The sequence below is a fragment of the Pseudomonas lijiangensis genome (genome assembly GCF_018968705.1).
GTDB classification, from domain to species: domain Bacteria; phylum Pseudomonadota; class Gammaproteobacteria; order Pseudomonadales; family Pseudomonadaceae; genus Aquipseudomonas; species Aquipseudomonas lijiangensis.
The window spans coordinates 519,140-535,370 of record NZ_CP076668.1; the positions used below are offsets into that span (position 1 = coordinate 519,140).

Annotated in this window: 18 protein-coding genes; 11 read left to right on the top strand and 7 right to left on the bottom strand. The window is 58.2% G+C overall.

What is annotated here, in order from left to right:
* Nucleotides 1–13: 13 nt before the first annotated feature.
* Nucleotides 14–457 (top strand): c-type cytochrome, encoded by a 444-nt coding sequence (locus tag KQP88_RS02340; RefSeq protein ID WP_253950539.1) that lies wholly within the window; start codon nt 14–16, stop codon nt 455–457.
* Nucleotides 458–627: 170 nt separating this feature from the next.
* On the opposite strand, the gene KQP88_RS02345 is transcribed toward KQP88_RS02340, so the two are convergent.
* Nucleotides 628–1,029, bottom strand: a complete 402-nt coding sequence (locus KQP88_RS02345; RefSeq protein ID WP_200993898.1) for a DUF1090 domain-containing protein — start codon at nt 1,027–1,029, stop codon at nt 628–630.
* Nucleotides 1,030–1,082: 53 nt separating this feature from the next.
* Entirely contained in the window at nt 1,083–2,765 is a 1,683-nt protein-coding gene (gene ligB, locus KQP88_RS02350) for an NAD-dependent DNA ligase LigB (RefSeq protein WP_216704747.1), read from the bottom strand.
* Between the two features lie 185 nt (nt 2,766–2,950).
* Between ligB and KQP88_RS02355 the strand changes: the two genes are divergently transcribed.
* On the top strand, nt 2,951–3,571 hold the full coding sequence (locus KQP88_RS02355) for a LysE family translocator (protein ID WP_216705870.1): 621 nt from the start codon (nt 2,951–2,953) through the stop codon (nt 3,569–3,571).
* Between the two features lie 7 nt (nt 3,572–3,578).
* On the opposite strand, the gene KQP88_RS02360 is transcribed toward KQP88_RS02355, so the two are convergent.
* From KQP88_RS02360 to KQP88_RS02370, 3 genes are all read right to left on the bottom strand, one after another.
* Nucleotides 3,579–3,998, bottom strand: coding sequence for a hypothetical protein (locus tag KQP88_RS02360; RefSeq protein WP_216704748.1), 420 nt, complete (start codon nt 3,996–3,998; stop codon nt 3,579–3,581).
* A gap of 335 nt (nt 3,999–4,333) precedes the next feature.
* Nucleotides 4,334–5,524 (bottom strand): methionine adenosyltransferase, encoded by a 1,191-nt coding sequence (gene metK, locus KQP88_RS02365; protein ID WP_025258222.1) that lies wholly within the window; start codon nt 5,522–5,524, stop codon nt 4,334–4,336.
* A 20-nt stretch (nt 5,525–5,544) separates the two neighbouring features.
* Nucleotides 5,545–6,540 (bottom strand): ArsR/SmtB family transcription factor, encoded by a 996-nt coding sequence (locus tag KQP88_RS02370; protein ID WP_200993896.1) that lies wholly within the window; start codon nt 6,538–6,540, stop codon nt 5,545–5,547.
* A 256-nt stretch (nt 6,541–6,796) separates the two neighbouring features.
* Between KQP88_RS02370 and tkt the strand changes: the two genes are divergently transcribed.
* The 7 genes from tkt to fba all read left to right on the top strand — a co-directional run bounded on the left by tkt (nt 6,797) and on the right by fba (nt 13,306).
* Nucleotides 6,797–8,794, top strand: a complete 1,998-nt coding sequence (tkt, locus tag KQP88_RS02375; RefSeq protein WP_216704749.1) for a transketolase — start codon at nt 6,797–6,799, stop codon at nt 8,792–8,794.
* Between the two features lie 182 nt (nt 8,795–8,976).
* Complete coding sequence (gene epd / locus KQP88_RS02380) at nt 8,977–10,026, top strand: erythrose-4-phosphate dehydrogenase (protein ID WP_216704750.1); 1,050 nt, start codon at nt 8,977–8,979, stop codon at nt 10,024–10,026.
* A gap of 16 nt (nt 10,027–10,042) precedes the next feature.
* The gene (locus KQP88_RS02385; RefSeq protein WP_025258226.1) at nt 10,043–11,206 is read left to right on the top strand and encodes a phosphoglycerate kinase; all 1,164 of its coding nucleotides are present in this window, start codon (nt 10,043–10,045) and stop codon (nt 11,204–11,206) included.
* A gap of 28 nt (nt 11,207–11,234) precedes the next feature.
* Nucleotides 11,235–11,465, top strand: a complete 231-nt coding sequence (locus tag KQP88_RS02390; protein WP_095067256.1) for a putative periplasmic lipoprotein — start codon at nt 11,235–11,237, stop codon at nt 11,463–11,465.
* 82 nt (nt 11,466–11,547) lie between these two features.
* The gene (locus KQP88_RS02395) at nt 11,548–11,745 is read left to right on the top strand and encodes a hypothetical protein (RefSeq protein ID WP_095067255.1); all 198 of its coding nucleotides are present in this window, start codon (nt 11,548–11,550) and stop codon (nt 11,743–11,745) included.
* A gap of 54 nt (nt 11,746–11,799) precedes the next feature.
* Nucleotides 11,800–12,126 (top strand): MliC family protein, encoded by a 327-nt coding sequence (locus tag KQP88_RS02400; protein WP_095067254.1) that lies wholly within the window; start codon nt 11,800–11,802, stop codon nt 12,124–12,126.
* A 115-nt stretch (nt 12,127–12,241) separates the two neighbouring features.
* Nucleotides 12,242–13,306 (top strand): class II fructose-bisphosphate aldolase, encoded by a 1,065-nt coding sequence (fba, locus tag KQP88_RS02405; RefSeq protein ID WP_025258230.1) that lies wholly within the window; start codon nt 12,242–12,244, stop codon nt 13,304–13,306.
* A 214-nt stretch (nt 13,307–13,520) separates the two neighbouring features.
* Here fba and KQP88_RS02410 read toward each other — a convergent pair whose 3' ends face one another.
* Both KQP88_RS02410 and KQP88_RS02415 read right to left on the bottom strand, forming a co-directional pair.
* Entirely contained in the window at nt 13,521–13,934 is a 414-nt protein-coding gene (locus KQP88_RS02410) for a DUF3010 family protein (protein WP_095067253.1), read from the bottom strand.
* A gap of 56 nt (nt 13,935–13,990) precedes the next feature.
* A complete protein-coding gene (locus KQP88_RS02415; protein WP_095067252.1) occupies nt 13,991–14,401 on the bottom strand; it encodes a lysozyme inhibitor LprI family protein in 411 nt (136 codons plus the stop codon).
* A 228-nt stretch (nt 14,402–14,629) separates the two neighbouring features.
* On the opposite strand from KQP88_RS02415, the gene KQP88_RS02420 reads away from it, so the two are divergent.
* Together KQP88_RS02420 and KQP88_RS02425 are read left to right on the top strand one after the other, a co-directional pair.
* Nucleotides 14,630–15,607 carry a dipeptidase gene (locus KQP88_RS02420; RefSeq protein ID WP_025258233.1) on the top strand — a complete coding sequence of 326 codons (978 nt, stop codon included), beginning with the start codon at nt 14,630–14,632 and terminating at the stop codon, nt 15,605–15,607.
* Nucleotides 15,608–15,692: 85 nt separating this feature from the next.
* Nucleotides 15,693–16,223 (top strand): 4-vinyl reductase, encoded by a 531-nt coding sequence (locus KQP88_RS02425; RefSeq protein WP_216704751.1) that lies wholly within the window; start codon nt 15,693–15,695, stop codon nt 16,221–16,223.
* The last annotated feature ends 8 nt before the right edge of the window (nt 16,224–16,231 follow it).

The following is a 16,231-nucleotide window of genomic DNA, read 5'->3' on the forward strand; positions in this document are numbered from 1 at the left end:
ATCGAGCCCTGATTTGAAAAGACTGTGTGCTGTCCTGTTGTCCTGTCTGGTACTGAGCGCCTGTGGCGGTGTCGACCCCGATTCACCCTTGGGGCAGCGCAAGGCGATCTTCAAGGAAATGCTCAAGACCAGCGAGGATCTGGGAGGCATGTTGCGTGGGCGCATCGCATTCGATGGCCAGCGTTTCAGCGATGGGGCGATTCGTCTCGACAGCCTGGCCCATGAACCCTGGAAGCATTTTCCACAGGTCAGGGAATCCGACCATACAAGCGCAACGGATGCTGTCTGGCAGAAACAGGCACGCTTTCAGGACATGGCCCGTGCTCTTGAAACCGCAACCGGCAAACTGGTGAAGGTATCCGGCGTCAGGCCGTTTTCCGCCAGCAACCTGGCACCCGCAGTCGACAAGGTCGAGGCTGCATGCCAGGCCTGTCACCGGGAATTCAGGAATCACTGAATTCGCTACTGGATAATGCCGATCAGTCAAGGTCAATGAATCACTGTGTGGGAGGCAGCTTGCTGGCGACTTCAGCGTACGACGCAGAATATCTGTCAGTTTCAGGCCTTTTTCGCCAGCAAGCTGCCTCCCACATGTGTTGTTTGTGCTTTAACTGATCGGCACTATTCCTACTGGACTTTTTCCAGCTCGGTCTGGGCGTCCTGCAATTGTTTGCGCGACTCGGCGAGCTTGTCTTTGCGCTTGTCGATTTTCTCCGGGTCGCCCTTGGCCATGGCTTTGTTCAGGTCGTTCTGGCGGCGGCTCACTTCGCGCTTGGCATCCAGCACGTTCTGTTCCCGCTGCTTGAGCAAGGATGTCTCGGTGCAGTTGGCGTTGACCTCACTCAGGGCTTTTTCCAGGCCTGCCTGCTCGCGTTTATTGCCATCGGCCTTGGCTTCCTGAATCTTGCTGCTGATCTCCTGGCTCTTGACCAGGCACTCCGATGGAGGCGGGGCCTGTTCGGCAGCGAGTAACGGGGGGGCTGACAGCGTGAAGCTGCCGAGCAGAATAAGGGTGGAAAGAAACTTCATGTGAACTCCTTGAAAAACCATAACGTCCGGTCGCGCGGGCGATGAAAAAAATATTAAAAACCTGCGATACCTTGCTCCCGTAGCTGCTCGCGCAATGCCTGCACCTGCGGGTCCTGAAAAAACTGCCAGAGTCGTGCGGCCCTTCCTGGGCCTATACCCGGTTCGCTCTGCCATTGTTCGACACTCCTTGCAGCCAGCTCGTGCCATTCCATATCCGGCTTCAACCTGCCTGCCGGTGGAAGGCCGATAGCGACAAGCCAGGTCTGAAACGGCCTTTCGCGAGCGACCTGCAGGCTGTCGAGCAGTCTGGTGCTGCTGCGTTCTGCAAAGCCCGGAATTTTAGCAAGCTGCGCACGATCTAGGGTCATCCAGTCGAGCAGGCCGTTGATCTGGCCGGCTTCGATCAGTCTGTCCCATGTTCCCGGTCCAACCCCAGGCAATGCCAGACCCTTCTTGCCGCTGAGCCAGGCGAGTCTGGCCCGGAACTGACTTTCACATCCAGGTGTCGGCTGCCAGCAACTCAGACCATGAAAATCGCTTTGTTGTGGAACCGTCAGCACAATTCTTTCGCTATTGCGTGAAACCACCTTGTCCAGGCGGGGAATGGTAAGGCCTGCAAGGCTCAGGGAAACCTGATCGCCGGGGCGGATATCCAGTGTCTGCCAGCGTTGCAGTGAACCGACGCTGAGCCTGCTGATGGTCCGGTCATCCAGTCGCACAGGGCTCAGCTCCAGCACCGGGGTGATCCTGCCACTGCGTCCGATAGTGAAGTTGACCTTGCGCACTTCTGCCAGCACCTGGGCGTAGGGGTATTTCCAGGCTGCTATCCAGTACGGTGCCTTGGCTTGCCAGCGTTGGGCGGGTGGACGTTCACCCTGCCGCATGATGATGCCGTCAGTGGCAAAGGGCAGTGCATTGCGATACCAGTAATCCCGCCAGTCTCTGGCCTGCTCAAAGCTTTCCAGCGGCTGGGTGTAGGCGGCGCTGTCATCGAACCCTATGGCTTTCAGGCCTGCGATTCGTTCTTGCAGGGTTGCCGGCCCGGTGGGCCAGTCCCAGACGAACAAGCCGATCTGTTGAGCCTCGGTGGTGCTCAGGTCTTGCCGAGCCATCCACCCGGCAACCTTGCTGCGGGCATTGATGCTGCCAGCCGTGGCCTGCACATGCGCGGTCTGGCGCCAGTACAGTTCTCCTTGCAGAACCATGGAATCAGGCTGCGGCAATTGTTTGGGAATGGCGGATATGAGTTGTGCCTGATGTGTCCAGTCCTGGCCGTTGACACTGTCGCCACGACTGATGGCCTTGCTCAGCCTGCCGTTCTCATACACCAGCGAGACCGCTACGCCATCGACCTTGGGCTGTATCCACACGTCCTTGCGACCTTTCAGCCAGGCCTGCACAGCCCGCTCGTCTGCCAGCTTGGTCACGCCGGTATGGGGAACAGGGTGAGGAAGTGGCCCTCTGGCGGTTTTCAGAGGGTTGTCTTCGGAGGTGCCCGAGGCGAAGCAGGAGCGCAGGACACTCAGTCGCTGGCGGGACTGATCATAAATTTCATCTTCTATCAGGGAGACGCCTTCCCGGTGATAGCTGTCGTCCCATTGGGCGATTTGCTGCTGCAAAGACAGAATCTCGTTGTGAGCTCTGGCAGGCGACCAGTCGGGACATGGGCTGGCGGAAACCGCCGAGGCTATGAGAATCAGGGCTGCGCAGCCCACCAGACGTACAGCGTTCAACATCGAAGCATCCTTGCTTGAGGGAGTGGCTTTGAGGCTAGACGTTCTTCGCTGTCGCGAGGAATCAGGTGATTACCGGGTTTTTCAGCGGGTACAGATGAGGGCGAATTCTGTGAACAGCTGTGTCTTTAGTCTTTACTGCGAGCATGCAGAATAAGCATTCAGTTCAACTATCGATCGGGTGCCTCATGGATCTATCGACCCTCGCGGTTTTCATTCCTGCCTGTTTCGCCCTCAACATGGCGCCCGGCCCGAACAATCTGCTATCCATCAGCAACGCGACGCGCTACGGGTTTGTCCGGTCTTGTGTCGGTGGCATTGGGCGCTTATTGGCCTTTGTGATCATGATCTCGCTGGCTGCTGTGGGACTTGCGGCAGTGCTGCATACGTCCGAGTGGCTGTTCCATGTGATCAAGGTTGTCGGCGCGGCCTATCTGTTTTATCTGGCGGTGCAGTTGTGGCGAGCCAGTCCCCAGGATCAGGGCGATATGAGTGCTGTCTCGGCAAATGCATGGAGCCTGGCGCGCCAGGAGTTTCTGGTGGCCATCGGTAATCCCAAGGCGATTCTGTTGTTTACGGCTTTCTTGCCGCAGTTCATCGAACATACGGGCAATGTAACCAGCCAGTTCGCGATATTGGGCGGGCTCTTTATAGCTTTGGAGTGTGTGGCTATCAGTCTGTACGGCTACATGGGCGTGCATGCCCGCCGACTGTTTGCCCGGCCCAGCGGCAAGCGCTTGTTCAATCGCGCCTGCGCCGGGTTGCTTGCGGGAGCAGCTTCGGTGTTATTGGTGTCGCGGCGGGCTTGAGGGCCGGTTATTTCTGATGGTTTGTATCCTGCCCGCCAAAGATGTTGGAACGGCTGGTTGAGCTGCTGCCATCATTGTTTTGTGTGTCTTGCCCGCCGAAGATATTTGAGCGGCTGGTTGAGCTACTACCGTCGCTATATTGTGTGTCTTGTCCACCGAGGATGTTCGCGCGGCTGTTTGAACTGCTGCCATCATTGTTTTGTGTGTCTTGTCCGCCAAAGATGTTGGATCGGCTATTTGAACTTCTGCCATCACTGTATTGTGTGTCTTGCCCGCCGAAGATATTTGCCCTGCTCGTTGAAGTTGTTCCATTGTCATAACGGCAGTCATAACCGCCAAAGATGTTGGCGCTGCACGTATCGGCAAAAGCTTGATGCAGCGGTGAGGCGAGCAGAATGGAGCCCAACAGAATAGCCTTGAGTTTCATGATGTTCCTTACAATAAGTGCAGGAATAACGGGGCAAAGTCATCAGCCTCACTCGATACGGCGAGAGTGATTGAGTGGTTGGTGGCGGGGAAATATCAATGGCTTGTTTTTGGGACACCTCGTTAAGGTTCGAGTTAACAGGGTGGCCTTTTTCACCCTTTTAAATTTATACGAATATGGCGTTACGCCATTACTTATACAGACTGGATGTTCCAGGCTAAGTTTCGGGTGCAAGAAAATATATCGTCACGTCGCGTCGTCAGAGGCGGACTTGAAACGACAAAGCCCCGGACGAGCCAATCGTCCGGGGCTTTGTGTTGAAGCGTTAAAGCGTATTACAGACCGGCAGCCTTGCGCAGTGCGTCGGCGCGGTCGGTTTTTTCCCAGGTGAACGTGGTGAAGGTGTCGTCACCCACGGTCTTGGTTTGCGGCGTGCGACCGAAGTGGCCGTAGGCTGCAGTTTCCTGGTACATCGGGTGCAGCAGGTCGAGCATCGTGGTGATTGCGTATGGACGCAGGTCGAAGATGTCGCGAACCAGCTTGATGATCTTGTCATCGCTGATCTTGCCGGTGCCGAAGGTGTTCAGGGAGATCGAAGTCGGTTGAGCGACGCCGATGGCGTAGGAAACCTGGATCTCGCAACGCTCGGCCAGACCGGCCGCAACAATGTTCTTGGCAACGTAGCGGCCAGCGTAGGCAGCGGAACGGTCAACCTTCGATGGATCCTTGCCGGAGAACGCGCCGCCGCCGTGGCGAGCCATGCCGCCGTAGCTGTCGACGATGATCTTGCGACCGGTCAGACCGCAGTCACCTACCGGGCCGCCAATGATGAACTGGCCGGTCGGGTTGATGTGGAACTGGGTGTCCTTGTGCAGCAGCTCGGCTGGCAGCACGTGCTTGACGATCAGTTCCATCACGCCTTCGCGCAGATCGTTGTAGGAAACTTCAGGGTTGTGCTGGGTCGACAGAACGATGGCGTCGATGCCGACGACCTTGCCGTCTTCATAGCGGCAAGTGACCTGGGATTTTGCATCCGGGCGCAGCCAGGGCAGCAGGCCGGACTTGCGGGCTTCGGCCTGGCGCTTCACCAACTGGTGCGAGAACGCGATTGGCGCTGGCATCAGTTCGGCCGTTTCGTTGCTGGCATAGCCGAACATCAGGCCCTGGTCACCGGCGCCCTGATCTTCAGGCTTGGCACGGTCAACACCCTGGTTGATGTCAGGAGACTGCTTGCCGATGATGTTCATCACGCCGCAGGTAGCGCCGTCGAAGCCGACGTCGGAGCTGGTGTAGCCAATGTCGCTGATCACGTCACGAACGATCTGCTCGAGGTCGACCCAGGCACTGGTGGTGACTTCGCCAGCAACGATTGCAACACCAGTCTTGACCAGGGTTTCCACCGCTACGCGAGCGTGTTTGTCCTGGGCAATGATGGCGTCAAGAACCGCGTCGGAAATCTGGTCGGCGATCTTGTCTGGGTGTCCTTCGGACACGGACTCGGAGGTGAAAAGTGAGTATTCGCTCATCTCTACGGGTTTCCTGAATTTTACCGATGGTGAGTGTTGCCAGCCGGTCGCTGAAAGTGGCGAACCTGGATCTGGAAACCATTACGTAAGCCTACATACAGGCTTTCCCCGGGAACTAGCCCCGCAGCGATGGCCCAACGGGCCAGATCATCCTGTTCGAAACCTAACCAAAGATCGCCACAGGCCTCCCTGGCCCAGCTCTGGTCATGACTACACAACTCTGTTACCAGCAGGCTACCGCCGGGTTGCAATCGCTCGGCCAGTTGCCTCAAGGCTTCGGCCGGTGCGGCGAAATGATGAAGCACCATGTTCAGAACGACACAGTCGGCGCTTATTTTAGTGCCCGTAAGGGCGTCGGCCAGTACCAGCTCGACGTTATCCAGCTTCTCGCGCTCGCAGACGTCGCGGGCCAGTTCCAGCATCGCCGGGCTGTTGTCCATGGCTGTGACATGGGCAAAGCGCCTGGCCAGCTCAGGTAGAAAGCCTCCGTCGCCGGGGCCGACTTCCAGTGCTGTTGCCTGAGCGTTGAAGCTCAGTTTGTCCAGCAGGCTCAACAGGCTGTCGCGGTATTGGGCAAGGCCGGCGATCAGATCCTGCTGGGCGCGAAACTTTTCTGCCGTGCGGGCAAAGAAATCCTGACTGGCCTGGGCGCGCTGGCGGTGCACAAGGTCGATGCGCAGGCTGACATCCTCGGGGAGGGTCAGGACATCCACTTCATCGAGCAGGGCCGCGTGCAGCCTGCCGCCGGTCAACTGAGTGTGGGGCAGGGCGCGACGGTAAAAGATCGCGTTGCCTTCCCGGCGTGTCGCTACCAGAGAGGCCTGTGCCAGCACTTTCAGGTGATGACTCATGCCCGACTGGCCGATGGCAAAGATCTGCGCCAGCTCCAGTACGCCAAACGAATCGTTGGCCAGGGCGCGCAATACATTCAGCCGCAGAGGGTCGCCGCCGGCCTTGCACAGTGCAGAGAGGTCGTCGCAGTCGTCATGGCTGATTGCAGGCACACACAGGTTCATGGGGTCGCAGTCTAGTTAGCGACCGTTCCGGCTGCAAGAGCAATATCAAAAAGTTTTGATATTGCTTGGCGAGGGCTTTGTCCGTGATGGCCATCACGTTATTCCGTGGGCGAACCTTCATTACTGAAGGGAAATAAGGCGACAAGGCAGGAAAAACACCTGCCAACGACTATCTTTCATTGCTCCCAGGCAGTGCCTGAGAGAAAATGGTCGCCTTTTTTCCGATCCCATTCCTTCATTCTCCAGGAGATCAGCGATGCCAAGCCGTCGTGAGCGTGCCAACGCCATTCGTGCCCTCAGCATGGATGCCGTGCAAAAAGCCAACAGCGGCCATCCCGGTGCCCCCATGGGCATGGCGGATATCGCCGAAGTTCTGTGGCGCGACTATCTGAAGCACAACCCGGCAAACCCTTCTTTCGCCGACCGGGACCGCTTCATTCTGTCCAACGGCCACGGCTCGATGTTGATTTACTCGTTGCTGCATCTGACCGGCTACGACCTGTCCATCGACGACCTGAAGAACTTCCGTCAACTGCACAGCCGCACGCCGGGTCACCCGGAATACGGCTACACCCCGGGTGTCGAAACCACCACCGGCCCGCTGGGTCAGGGTTTTGCCAACGCCGTCGGTTTTGCCGTGGCCGAAAAGACCCTGGCAGCACAGTTCAACCGCCCAGGCCACAACATCGTCGACCACAACACCTACGTGTTCATGGGCGATGGCTGCATGATGGAAGGCATTTCCCACGAAGTCGCTTCCCTGGCCGGTACTCTGGGCCTGGGCAAGCTGATCGCCTTCTACGATGACAACGGCATCTCCATCGACGGTGAAGTCGAAGGCTGGTTCACCGACGATACGCCTAAGCGTTTCGAGTCCTACGGCTGGCAGGTCATCCGCAATGTCGACGGTCACGATGCCGACGAAATCAAGACCGCCATCGACACCGCCCGCAAGAGCGAGCAGCCGACCCTGATCTGCTGCAAGACCACCATCGGTTTCGGCTCGCCCAACAAGCAGGGCAAGGAAGAGTCCCACGGTGCTCCGCTGGGTGCCGATGAAATCGCCCTGACCCGTACTGCGCTGAAGTGGAACCACGGTCCTTTTGAAATCCCGGCCGATATCTACGCCCAGTGGGATGCGAAAGAAAAAGGCCTGGCTGCCGAAGCCGAATGGGATCAGCGCTTTGCTGCCTACTCCGCTGCTTTCCCTGAGCTGGCCAACGAATTCATCCGTCGCATGAGCGGTGAACTGCCTGCCGACTTCGCTGAAAAATCGGCTGCTTATGTGGCTGAAGTCAACGCCAAGGGCGAAACCATCGCCAGCCGTAAAGCCAGCCAGAACGCTCTGGGTGCTTTCGGCCCGCTGCTGCCTGAGTTCCTGGGTGGTTCGGCTGACCTGGCCGGCTCCAACCTGACCATCTGGAAAGGCTGCAAGAGCATCACCGGCGAAGACGCCAACGGCAACTACCTGCATTACGGCGTGCGCGAGTTCGGTCAGGCCGCAATGATGAACGGTATCGCCCTGCACGGCGGTTTCGTTCCTTACGGCGCTACCTTCCTGATCTTCATGGAATACGCTCGTAACGCAGTGCGCATGGCTGCTCTGATGAAGAAGCGCGTTATCCATGTGTTCACCCACGACTCCATCGGTCTGGGCGAAGATGGCCCGACTCACCAGCCGGTCGAGCAACTGACCAGCCTGCGTACCACGCCGAACCTGGACACCTGGCGTCCGGCGGATGCCGTGGAGTCGGCCGTGGCCTGGAAATACGCCATCGAGCGTAATGACGGCCCGTCGGCGCTGATCTTCTCCCGTCAGAACCTGCCTCACCAGACCCGTGACGAAACCCAGCTGGCGGATATCGCCCGTGGTGGTTACGTCCTGCGCGACTGCGCTGGCGAGCCTGAGCTGATCCTGATCGCTACCGGTTCGGAAATCGGTCTGGCTGTGCAGGCTTACGACGCCCTGACCGCTCAAGGCCGCAAGGTGCGCGTGGTTTCCATGCCTTGCACCAGCGTCTTCGAAGCCCAGGACCCGGGTTACAAGCAAGCCGTTCTGCCGTTGCAGGTCAGCGCCCGTATCGCCATCGAAGCTGCCCACGCTGACTACTGGTACAAGTACGTCGGTCTGGAAGGTCGCGTGATCGGCATGACCACCTTCGGCGAGTCGGCGCCTGCGCCTGCTCTGTTCGAAGAGTTCGGCTTCACTCTGGAGAACATCCTGAGCACGGCTGAAGAGCTGTTGGAAGACTGAGAAAGGATGCGGGAGCGGATGAATCCGCTCCTGCTCATGAATTAAAAGGAATTTGCGTAGGAGCGAATTCATTCGCGAGAGGCCCTTACATCCAGAGAAAATGTATTGCCTTCAATGACGTCTCGCGGATAAATCCGCTCCTACAGGTTTATGTGCAGTACGATTTGTCTTGCGAGACCACCATGCCTCAACACCGCCCTTACAAAGTTGCTCTGAACGGCTATGGCCGGATCGGTCGTTGCGTCTTGCGCGCGCTCTGTGAGCGAGGTGCGCGGGCAGGTTTTGAAGTGGTCGCGATCAATGACCTGGCCGATATGGCCAGTCTCGAATATCTCACCCGTTTCGATTCCACTCATGGCCGTTTCCCCGGCGATGTACGGGTCGATGGGGAATACCTGCACATCAACGATCACCGGATCAGAGTCCTGCGCAGCGCAACGCCCGAGGGTATCGACTGGGTGGCGCTGGGCGCGGATCTGGTGCTTGAGTGTTCAGGCGTCTATAACACCCGCGAAGATGGCCAGCGCTTTCTCGATGCGGGTGCGTCGCGGGTGCTGTTCTCGCAACCGATGGCCAGCGAATCCGATGTGGATGCGACCATCGTGTTCGGTATCAACCAGCAGAAGCTGACCGGCACCGAGCGCCTGGTTTCCAACGCATCCTGCACCACTAACTGCAGCGTGCCGTTGCTGCGCCTGCTGGATGATGCGCTGGGCCTTGAATACATTTCGATCACCACGATCCACTCGGCAATGAACGATCAGCCGGTGATCGATGCTTATCACCACGAGGATTTGCGCCGTACGCGCTCGGCTTTCCAGTCCATCATTCCGGTCTCCACTGGTCTGGCACGCGGAATCGAGCGGCTCCTGCCGGAACTTGCGGGCCGAATTCAGGCCAAAGCAGTTCGCGTACCGACGGTCAACGTCTCGTGCCTGGATATCACGCTGCAAACGGCGCGTGATACCGATGCTGTGGAAATCAACCGAATCTTGCGTGAGGCCGCCACCAGCGGCCCGCTCAAAGGCCTGCTGGCATACACCGAATTGCCGCATGCCAGTTGTGATTTCAACCATGACCCTCATTCGGCCATTGTCGATGCGAGTCAGACCCGAGTTTCCGGCCCCCGGCTGGTAAACCTGCTGGCCTGGTTCGATAACGAATGGGGTTTTGCCAATCGAATGCTCGACGTTGCGGACCATTTCTTGCGCGTCGCGGATCAACAACAGTAAAAAACAGGAACGCCTCATGACCGTGTTGAAGATGACCGACCTCGATCTGCAAGGTAAGCGTGTGCTGATTCGCGAAGACCTCAACGTCCCGATCAAGGACGGCGTTGTCAGTAGCGATGCCCGAATCCTTGCTTCGCTGCCGACCATCAAGCTGGCGCTGGAGAAGGGTGCTGCCGTACTGGTCTGCTCGCACCTGGGCCGTCCGACCGAAGGCGAGTTCTCGGCCGAGAACAGCCTCAAGCCGGTTGCCGACTACCTGAGCAAGGCGCTGGGCCGTGAAGTCCCGCTGGTTGCCGATTACCTCGATGGCGTCGACGTCAAGGCTGGCGATGTCGTGCTGTTCGAGAACGTGCGCTTCAACAAGGGTGAGAAGAAGAACGCTGACGAGCTGGCGCAGAAATATGCCGCACTGTGCGACATCTTCGTGATGGACGCTTTCGGCACTGCTCACCGCGCCGAAGGCTCGACCCATGGCGTTGCCAAATTTGCCAAGGTCGCTGCAGCAGGTCCTTTGCTGGCGGCCGAGCTGGAAGCACTGGGCAAGGCACTGGGCGCTCCGGCCAAGCCGATGGCGGCCATCGTTGCCGGCTCCAAGGTGTCCACCAAGCTGGATGTACTCAACAGCCTGAGCGCAATCTGCGACCAGTTGATCGTCGGCGGCGGCATTGCCAACACCTTCCTGGCAGCAGCCGGTCACAAGGTCGGCAAATCACTGTACGAGCCGGACCTGCTGGATACCGCCCGCGCCATTGCCGCCAAGGTCAGCGTGCCATTGCCGGTGGACGTGGTGGTTGCCAAGGAATTCGCTGAAAGCGCTGCCGCGACCGTCAAACTCATCGCCGATGTGGCCGATGACGACATGATTCTCGACATCGGCCCGCAGACCGCTGCACAGTTTGCCCAATTGTTGAAATCTTCCGGGACTATCCTGTGGAACGGTCCGGTCGGCGTGTTCGAGTTCGATCAGTTCGGCGAAGGGACCAAGACACTGGCCAAGGCTATTGCCGAAAGCGCAGCGTTCTCCATCGCTGGCGGCGGCGATACGCTGGCAGCCATCGACAAGTACGGCGTTGCACAGCAGATTTCCTACATTTCCACGGGTGGTGGCGCGTTCCTCGAGTTCGTCGAAGGCAAGGTCCTGCCAGCCGTTGAAGTGCTTGAACAGCGTGCAAAGGCCTGATTTTCCGGTTCAGGGAAGGGAGTAGTTCATGTTCAGGACGTTACCGTTATTGCTTGTCGCTGGGGTGCTGGCCGGTTGTGCGAGCAAGCCTGATGTTGACGATGCGGAACCTGAGCCTCAGGCGCAGCTGCTTCAATTGAGCTGCTATCAGGCCGGTTGGCAGGCTGAAACCGTGCCAGTGATCTACAAGCGTGGCGGTCAGGAGGTCTGGGACCGTTACGAGTTCATGCCTCGCACGGGAGATGTGGGCTGTCTCTGAGTCAGGTGAATGCTCGCAGGTAACATCTGCGAGCTTTGGCGGTCATTAAAGGGTGGGATCTTTTCCGAGAAGGAGTTTCGCCATGAAAATCGCCACCCTGGCTCTTGTGAGTTGCATTGTATTGGCAGGTTGCAGCAGTCCGGGCTCCAAAGCCCGAACCTGTGAAGTATTCAGCCCGGCTTCCGTGAATGTGCCGACGACCGACAACACCCAGCGGGTTGAGGCGCACGTCACGGGTGAACCGGCCAGTGATCGTAATCAGGAACAGAACTGCCCCTGATGTAGCGAAGCGAGCGGCACAGGCCGCGCTTCCCGGGGCAGGCCAGGAGACGTGATGAAAGGCTTGATTGCCCTTGCGGCATTTGCAGTGCTCGGTGGTTGCGCGACGTCAAAGGCGCCTCAGTCCAGTGATTCCTGGAACCACTGGGTATGTGACAGCAAGGCCGAGGTCCATTGGCGTTTTGCCGATTCGGCCAAAAAGGAAGTGGATGTACGCCTGAACCAGAGCGATCAGGTTTTCAGGCTCAAGGCCCAGCCTGGTGCTGCCAGCGGGACGCTCTACAGTAACAATGTGTTGGCGTTTGCCAACAAGGGTGACGAAGGCCTGATTTACTGGGACGCCACCAACGATTTGATCGGACGCGGCTGCAAGGCCAGATAAGTCGTAGCCGATGTACCACCTGCACGGCCCTTGTGGCCGTGCGTATAACTTGAATAGCAGTCGCCACTACGGCAGGCTTGCACGATTAACGACCCGACCGGGAGACACACAGACAATGGCACTTATCAGCATGCGCCAGATGTTGGACCACGCAGCCGAATTCGGCTACGGCGTTCCAGCTTTCAACGTAAACAACCTGGAACAGATGCGCGCCATTATGGAAGCGGCCGACAAGACCGATTCCCCGGTGATCGTCCAGGCTTCGGCCGGTGCCCGCAAATACGCCGGTGCCCCGTTTCTGCGCCACCTGATCCTCGCGGCAGTCGAAGAATTCCCGCATATCCCGGTGGTCATGCACCAGGACCACGGCACCAGCCCTGATATCTGCCAGCGTTCGATCCAGCTGGGCTTCAGCTCGGTGATGATGGACGGCTCGCTCGCCGAAGACGGCAAGACGCCTGCCAGCTACGAATACAACGTCGACGTAACCCGTCGCGTCGTTGCTTTCGCCCACGCCTGTGGCGTGTCGGTAGAAGGCGAACTGGGCGTTCTGGGCTCTCTGGAAACCGGTATGGCCGGTGAAGAAGACGGCGTTGGCGCAGAAGGTATCCTGGATCACAGCCAGATGCTGACCGACCCTGAAGAAGCCGCTGACTTCGTCAAGAAAACCCAGGTCGATGCCCTGGCAATCGCCATCGGCACCAGCCACGGCGCCTACAAGTTCACCAAGCCGCCTACCGGCGACATCCTGGCGATCGAGCGCATCAAAGAGATCCACAAACGCATTCCCAACACCCACCTGGTGATGCACGGTTCTTCGTCCGTTCCTCAGGAATGGCTGAAGATCATCAACGAATACGGCGGCGACATCAAAGAAACCTACGGTGTGCCGGTCGAAGAAATCGTTGAAGGCATCAAGTACGGCGTGCGCAAGGTCAACATCGACACCGACCTGCGTCTGGCCTCTACTGGCGCCATCCGTGAGTTCATGGCCAAGAACCGCAGCGAGTTCGACCCGCGCAAATACCTGGCCAAGACCGTCGTCGCCATGCGCGATGTCTGCATCGCCCGCTACGAAGCCTTCGGCACCGCTGGCAACGCCTCGAAGATCAAGCCGATCTCCCTGGATCGCATGTTCGAGCGTTACGCCAAGGGCGAGCTGGATGCCAAGATCAACTGAGTGTTGATCCGGTAATGAAAAACCCGCAGAGATGCGGGTTTTTTTGTGGGCGCGAATCGGGTGGCGCTCCGCTTATCTTCGCGGATAAATCCGCTCCTACGGTTTGCTCAGCAAATAAAGAGGGAGCGAATTCATTCGCGAGAGGCCCGTACATTCAAAGAAAATCTGTCGTCTTCAATGATGTCTCGCGAATAAGCGGAGCGCCGCCCGATTCCTACTTCATGAGGCTGGCACATGCCGCTTTATAGGCCTCATGCTGATACTTGTTCAACGTATCGGGCAGGGCGAAGTCGTGTTTTCTGTTCTGGGCATTGATGGTTTGCGGTGACACAAGGATCACGTCGCAGTCGGCCAGGAGCTGGAAGACGGTTTCGATCTTGAAGGTGGTGGGGCCACCGGCGAATTCGCCTTTCTTGCTGCGTTTCTTGATCGCGACATGGCTGATGCCGTTTTCCCTCACAAAGCTTGCGATCTTTGTGGCGAAGGCTTTGACGTTGCCAGCTTCGTCGTCATCCTCCAGGGCGATCTTTCGGGTTGCCAGCGGCACATGCGCGGTGCCGCCGTTCTGACGGGTGGCCAGGGCGAAGATGGCTTCACTGCCTTTGATTTCTACACCACAAATAATCATGGAAATGCCTGATGCCTTCGATTCATGTAAAGGAACAGGTTATCTCATCGCTGGCGTTATTCCTGCGCAATTGATTCCAGATATTCCGAACGCTCATCGCTCATGCGCGCAATGCAGTCGTTTTCGTTGATGCTGTAGGCCTTGCTACCCGCGGCAGACGGGAAGACTTCGACCGCGCAATCGGCGTCGCGCAGCTTTTCCCAGGCCTGTTGAGCGGTCTTGAGCTTGCTGGTGAAGTCGTTGTATTGCGACTTGTTGGCGACGAACTGCGACTGGACGCGATTGAGCAGGTTCTGAAAGTTTTCCTTGAGCAGCTCTTCTGCGGTGTGTCGGCTGTAGACCGAGCATTCCAGGGTCTGGTTGTCGCTGTCGACGCCGTCGCATGGCGTGCTGTCCGAATCTTGAGCCGCTTGTGCGCCAGTCACGGCGGTCGCCATGAGGGCCAGTGTCAGGAAAATCGTTTTCATCGAGTGGCTCCGATCCATTGATGCCTTGAATTCTGGCCTAAGCGCGAGGCAAAGAACAGGTTTACGACACATGCCGAGAGCGTCTCATGGCCCTTTGTCGCATCTTGACGCTTTCGGCAAACCCTCTGTCGTTTTTGCACCCGGCTCGCCGGACCCTCCGGCATATGCTGACCCCAATAGCGCCGACAGCCGATTCGGCGCGCAAGTACCTAAAAAGGGGACAGCCTGATGAGCCCAGCCGAACTGCACGCCGACAGCATCGTCATTGACGGGCTGATTATCGCCAAATGGAATCGCGAGCTGTTTGAAGACATGCGCAAGGGTGGCCTGACCATGGCCAACTGCACGGTATCGGTGTGGGAAGGTTTCCAGGCCACCATCAACAGCATCTGCACCAGCCAGAAACTGATGCGCGAGAACAGCGATCTGGTGATGCCGGTCCATACCACCGCCGATATCCGCAAGGCCAAGGAACTGGGCAAGACCGGCATTCTGTTCGGCTTCCAGAATGCTCATGCCTACGAGGACCAGATCGGCTACGTCGAGATCTTCAAGCAACTGGGCGTTGGCATCGTGCAGATGTGCTACAACACCCAGAATCTGGTGGGCACCGGCTGCTACGAGCGCGACGGCGGCCTGTCGGGCTTCGGGCGCGAGATCGTGGCCGAGATGAACCGCGTGGGCGTCATGTGCGACCTGTCCCATGTGGGCTCCAAGACTTCCGAAGAAGTCATCCTCGAATCGAAGAAACCGGTCTGCTACTCCCACTGCCTGCCGTCCGGCCTCAAGGAGCACCCGCGCAACAAGTCCGATGCAGAACTGAAGTTCATCGCCGATCACGGCGGTTTTGTCGGGGTGACCATGTTTGCGCCGTTCCTGGCCAAAGGCATTGAGTCGACCATCGACGATTACGCCGAAGCCATCGAATACACCATGAACATCGTCGGTGAGGACGCCATCGGCATCGGCACCGACTTCACCCAGGGCCATGGCCAGGACTTCTTCGAGTACCTGACCCATGACAAGGGTTATGCCCGTCGGCTGACCAGCTTCGGCAAGATCATCAACCCGCTGGGCATCCGCACCGTGGGCGAATTCCCGAACCTGACCGAAACCCTGCTCAAGCGCGGCCATTCCGAGCGCGTCGTGCGCAAGATCATGGGCGAGAACTGGGTCAACGTGCTCCGGGATGTCTGGGGCGAATAACTTTCTACGCGACGCCCCCTTTGAATTGATAACCCCGCTGCCCTGCGCGCAGTGGGCGTAACCCGAATTTCTGGAGTTTGACCCCATGGCTAAAATCGCCCCGCAACTGCCTATCGAAGTCGACAGCGAAACAGGCGTCTGGACCTCCGATGCATTGCCGATGCTCTATGTGCCGCGCCATTTCTTCGTCAATAACCACATGGGCATTGAAGAAGTGCTGGGTGCCGAGGCCTACGCCGAAATTCTCTACAAGGCCGGCTACAAGTCCGCCTGGCATTGGTGCGAGAAAGAAGCCGAATGCCATGGCATCGAAGGCGTTGCGGTGTTCGAGCACTACATGAATCGCTTGTCCCAGCGTGGCTGGGGGCTGTTCAAGATTCAGGATATCGATCTGGAAAAAGGCACTGCCAGCGTCAAGCTCGAGCACTCGGCGTTCGTGTATGTGTACGGCAAGGTCGGGCGCAAGGTCGATTACATGTTCACCGGCTGGTTCGCCGGTGCAATGGATCAGATCCTGGCGGCCAGCGGCAGCCCGATCCGCACCGTTGCCGAACAGGTTTACGGTGGCTCCGAAGAAGGTCATGACGACGGTCTGTTTGTCGTCAAACCGTTGTAAGTCGAGGA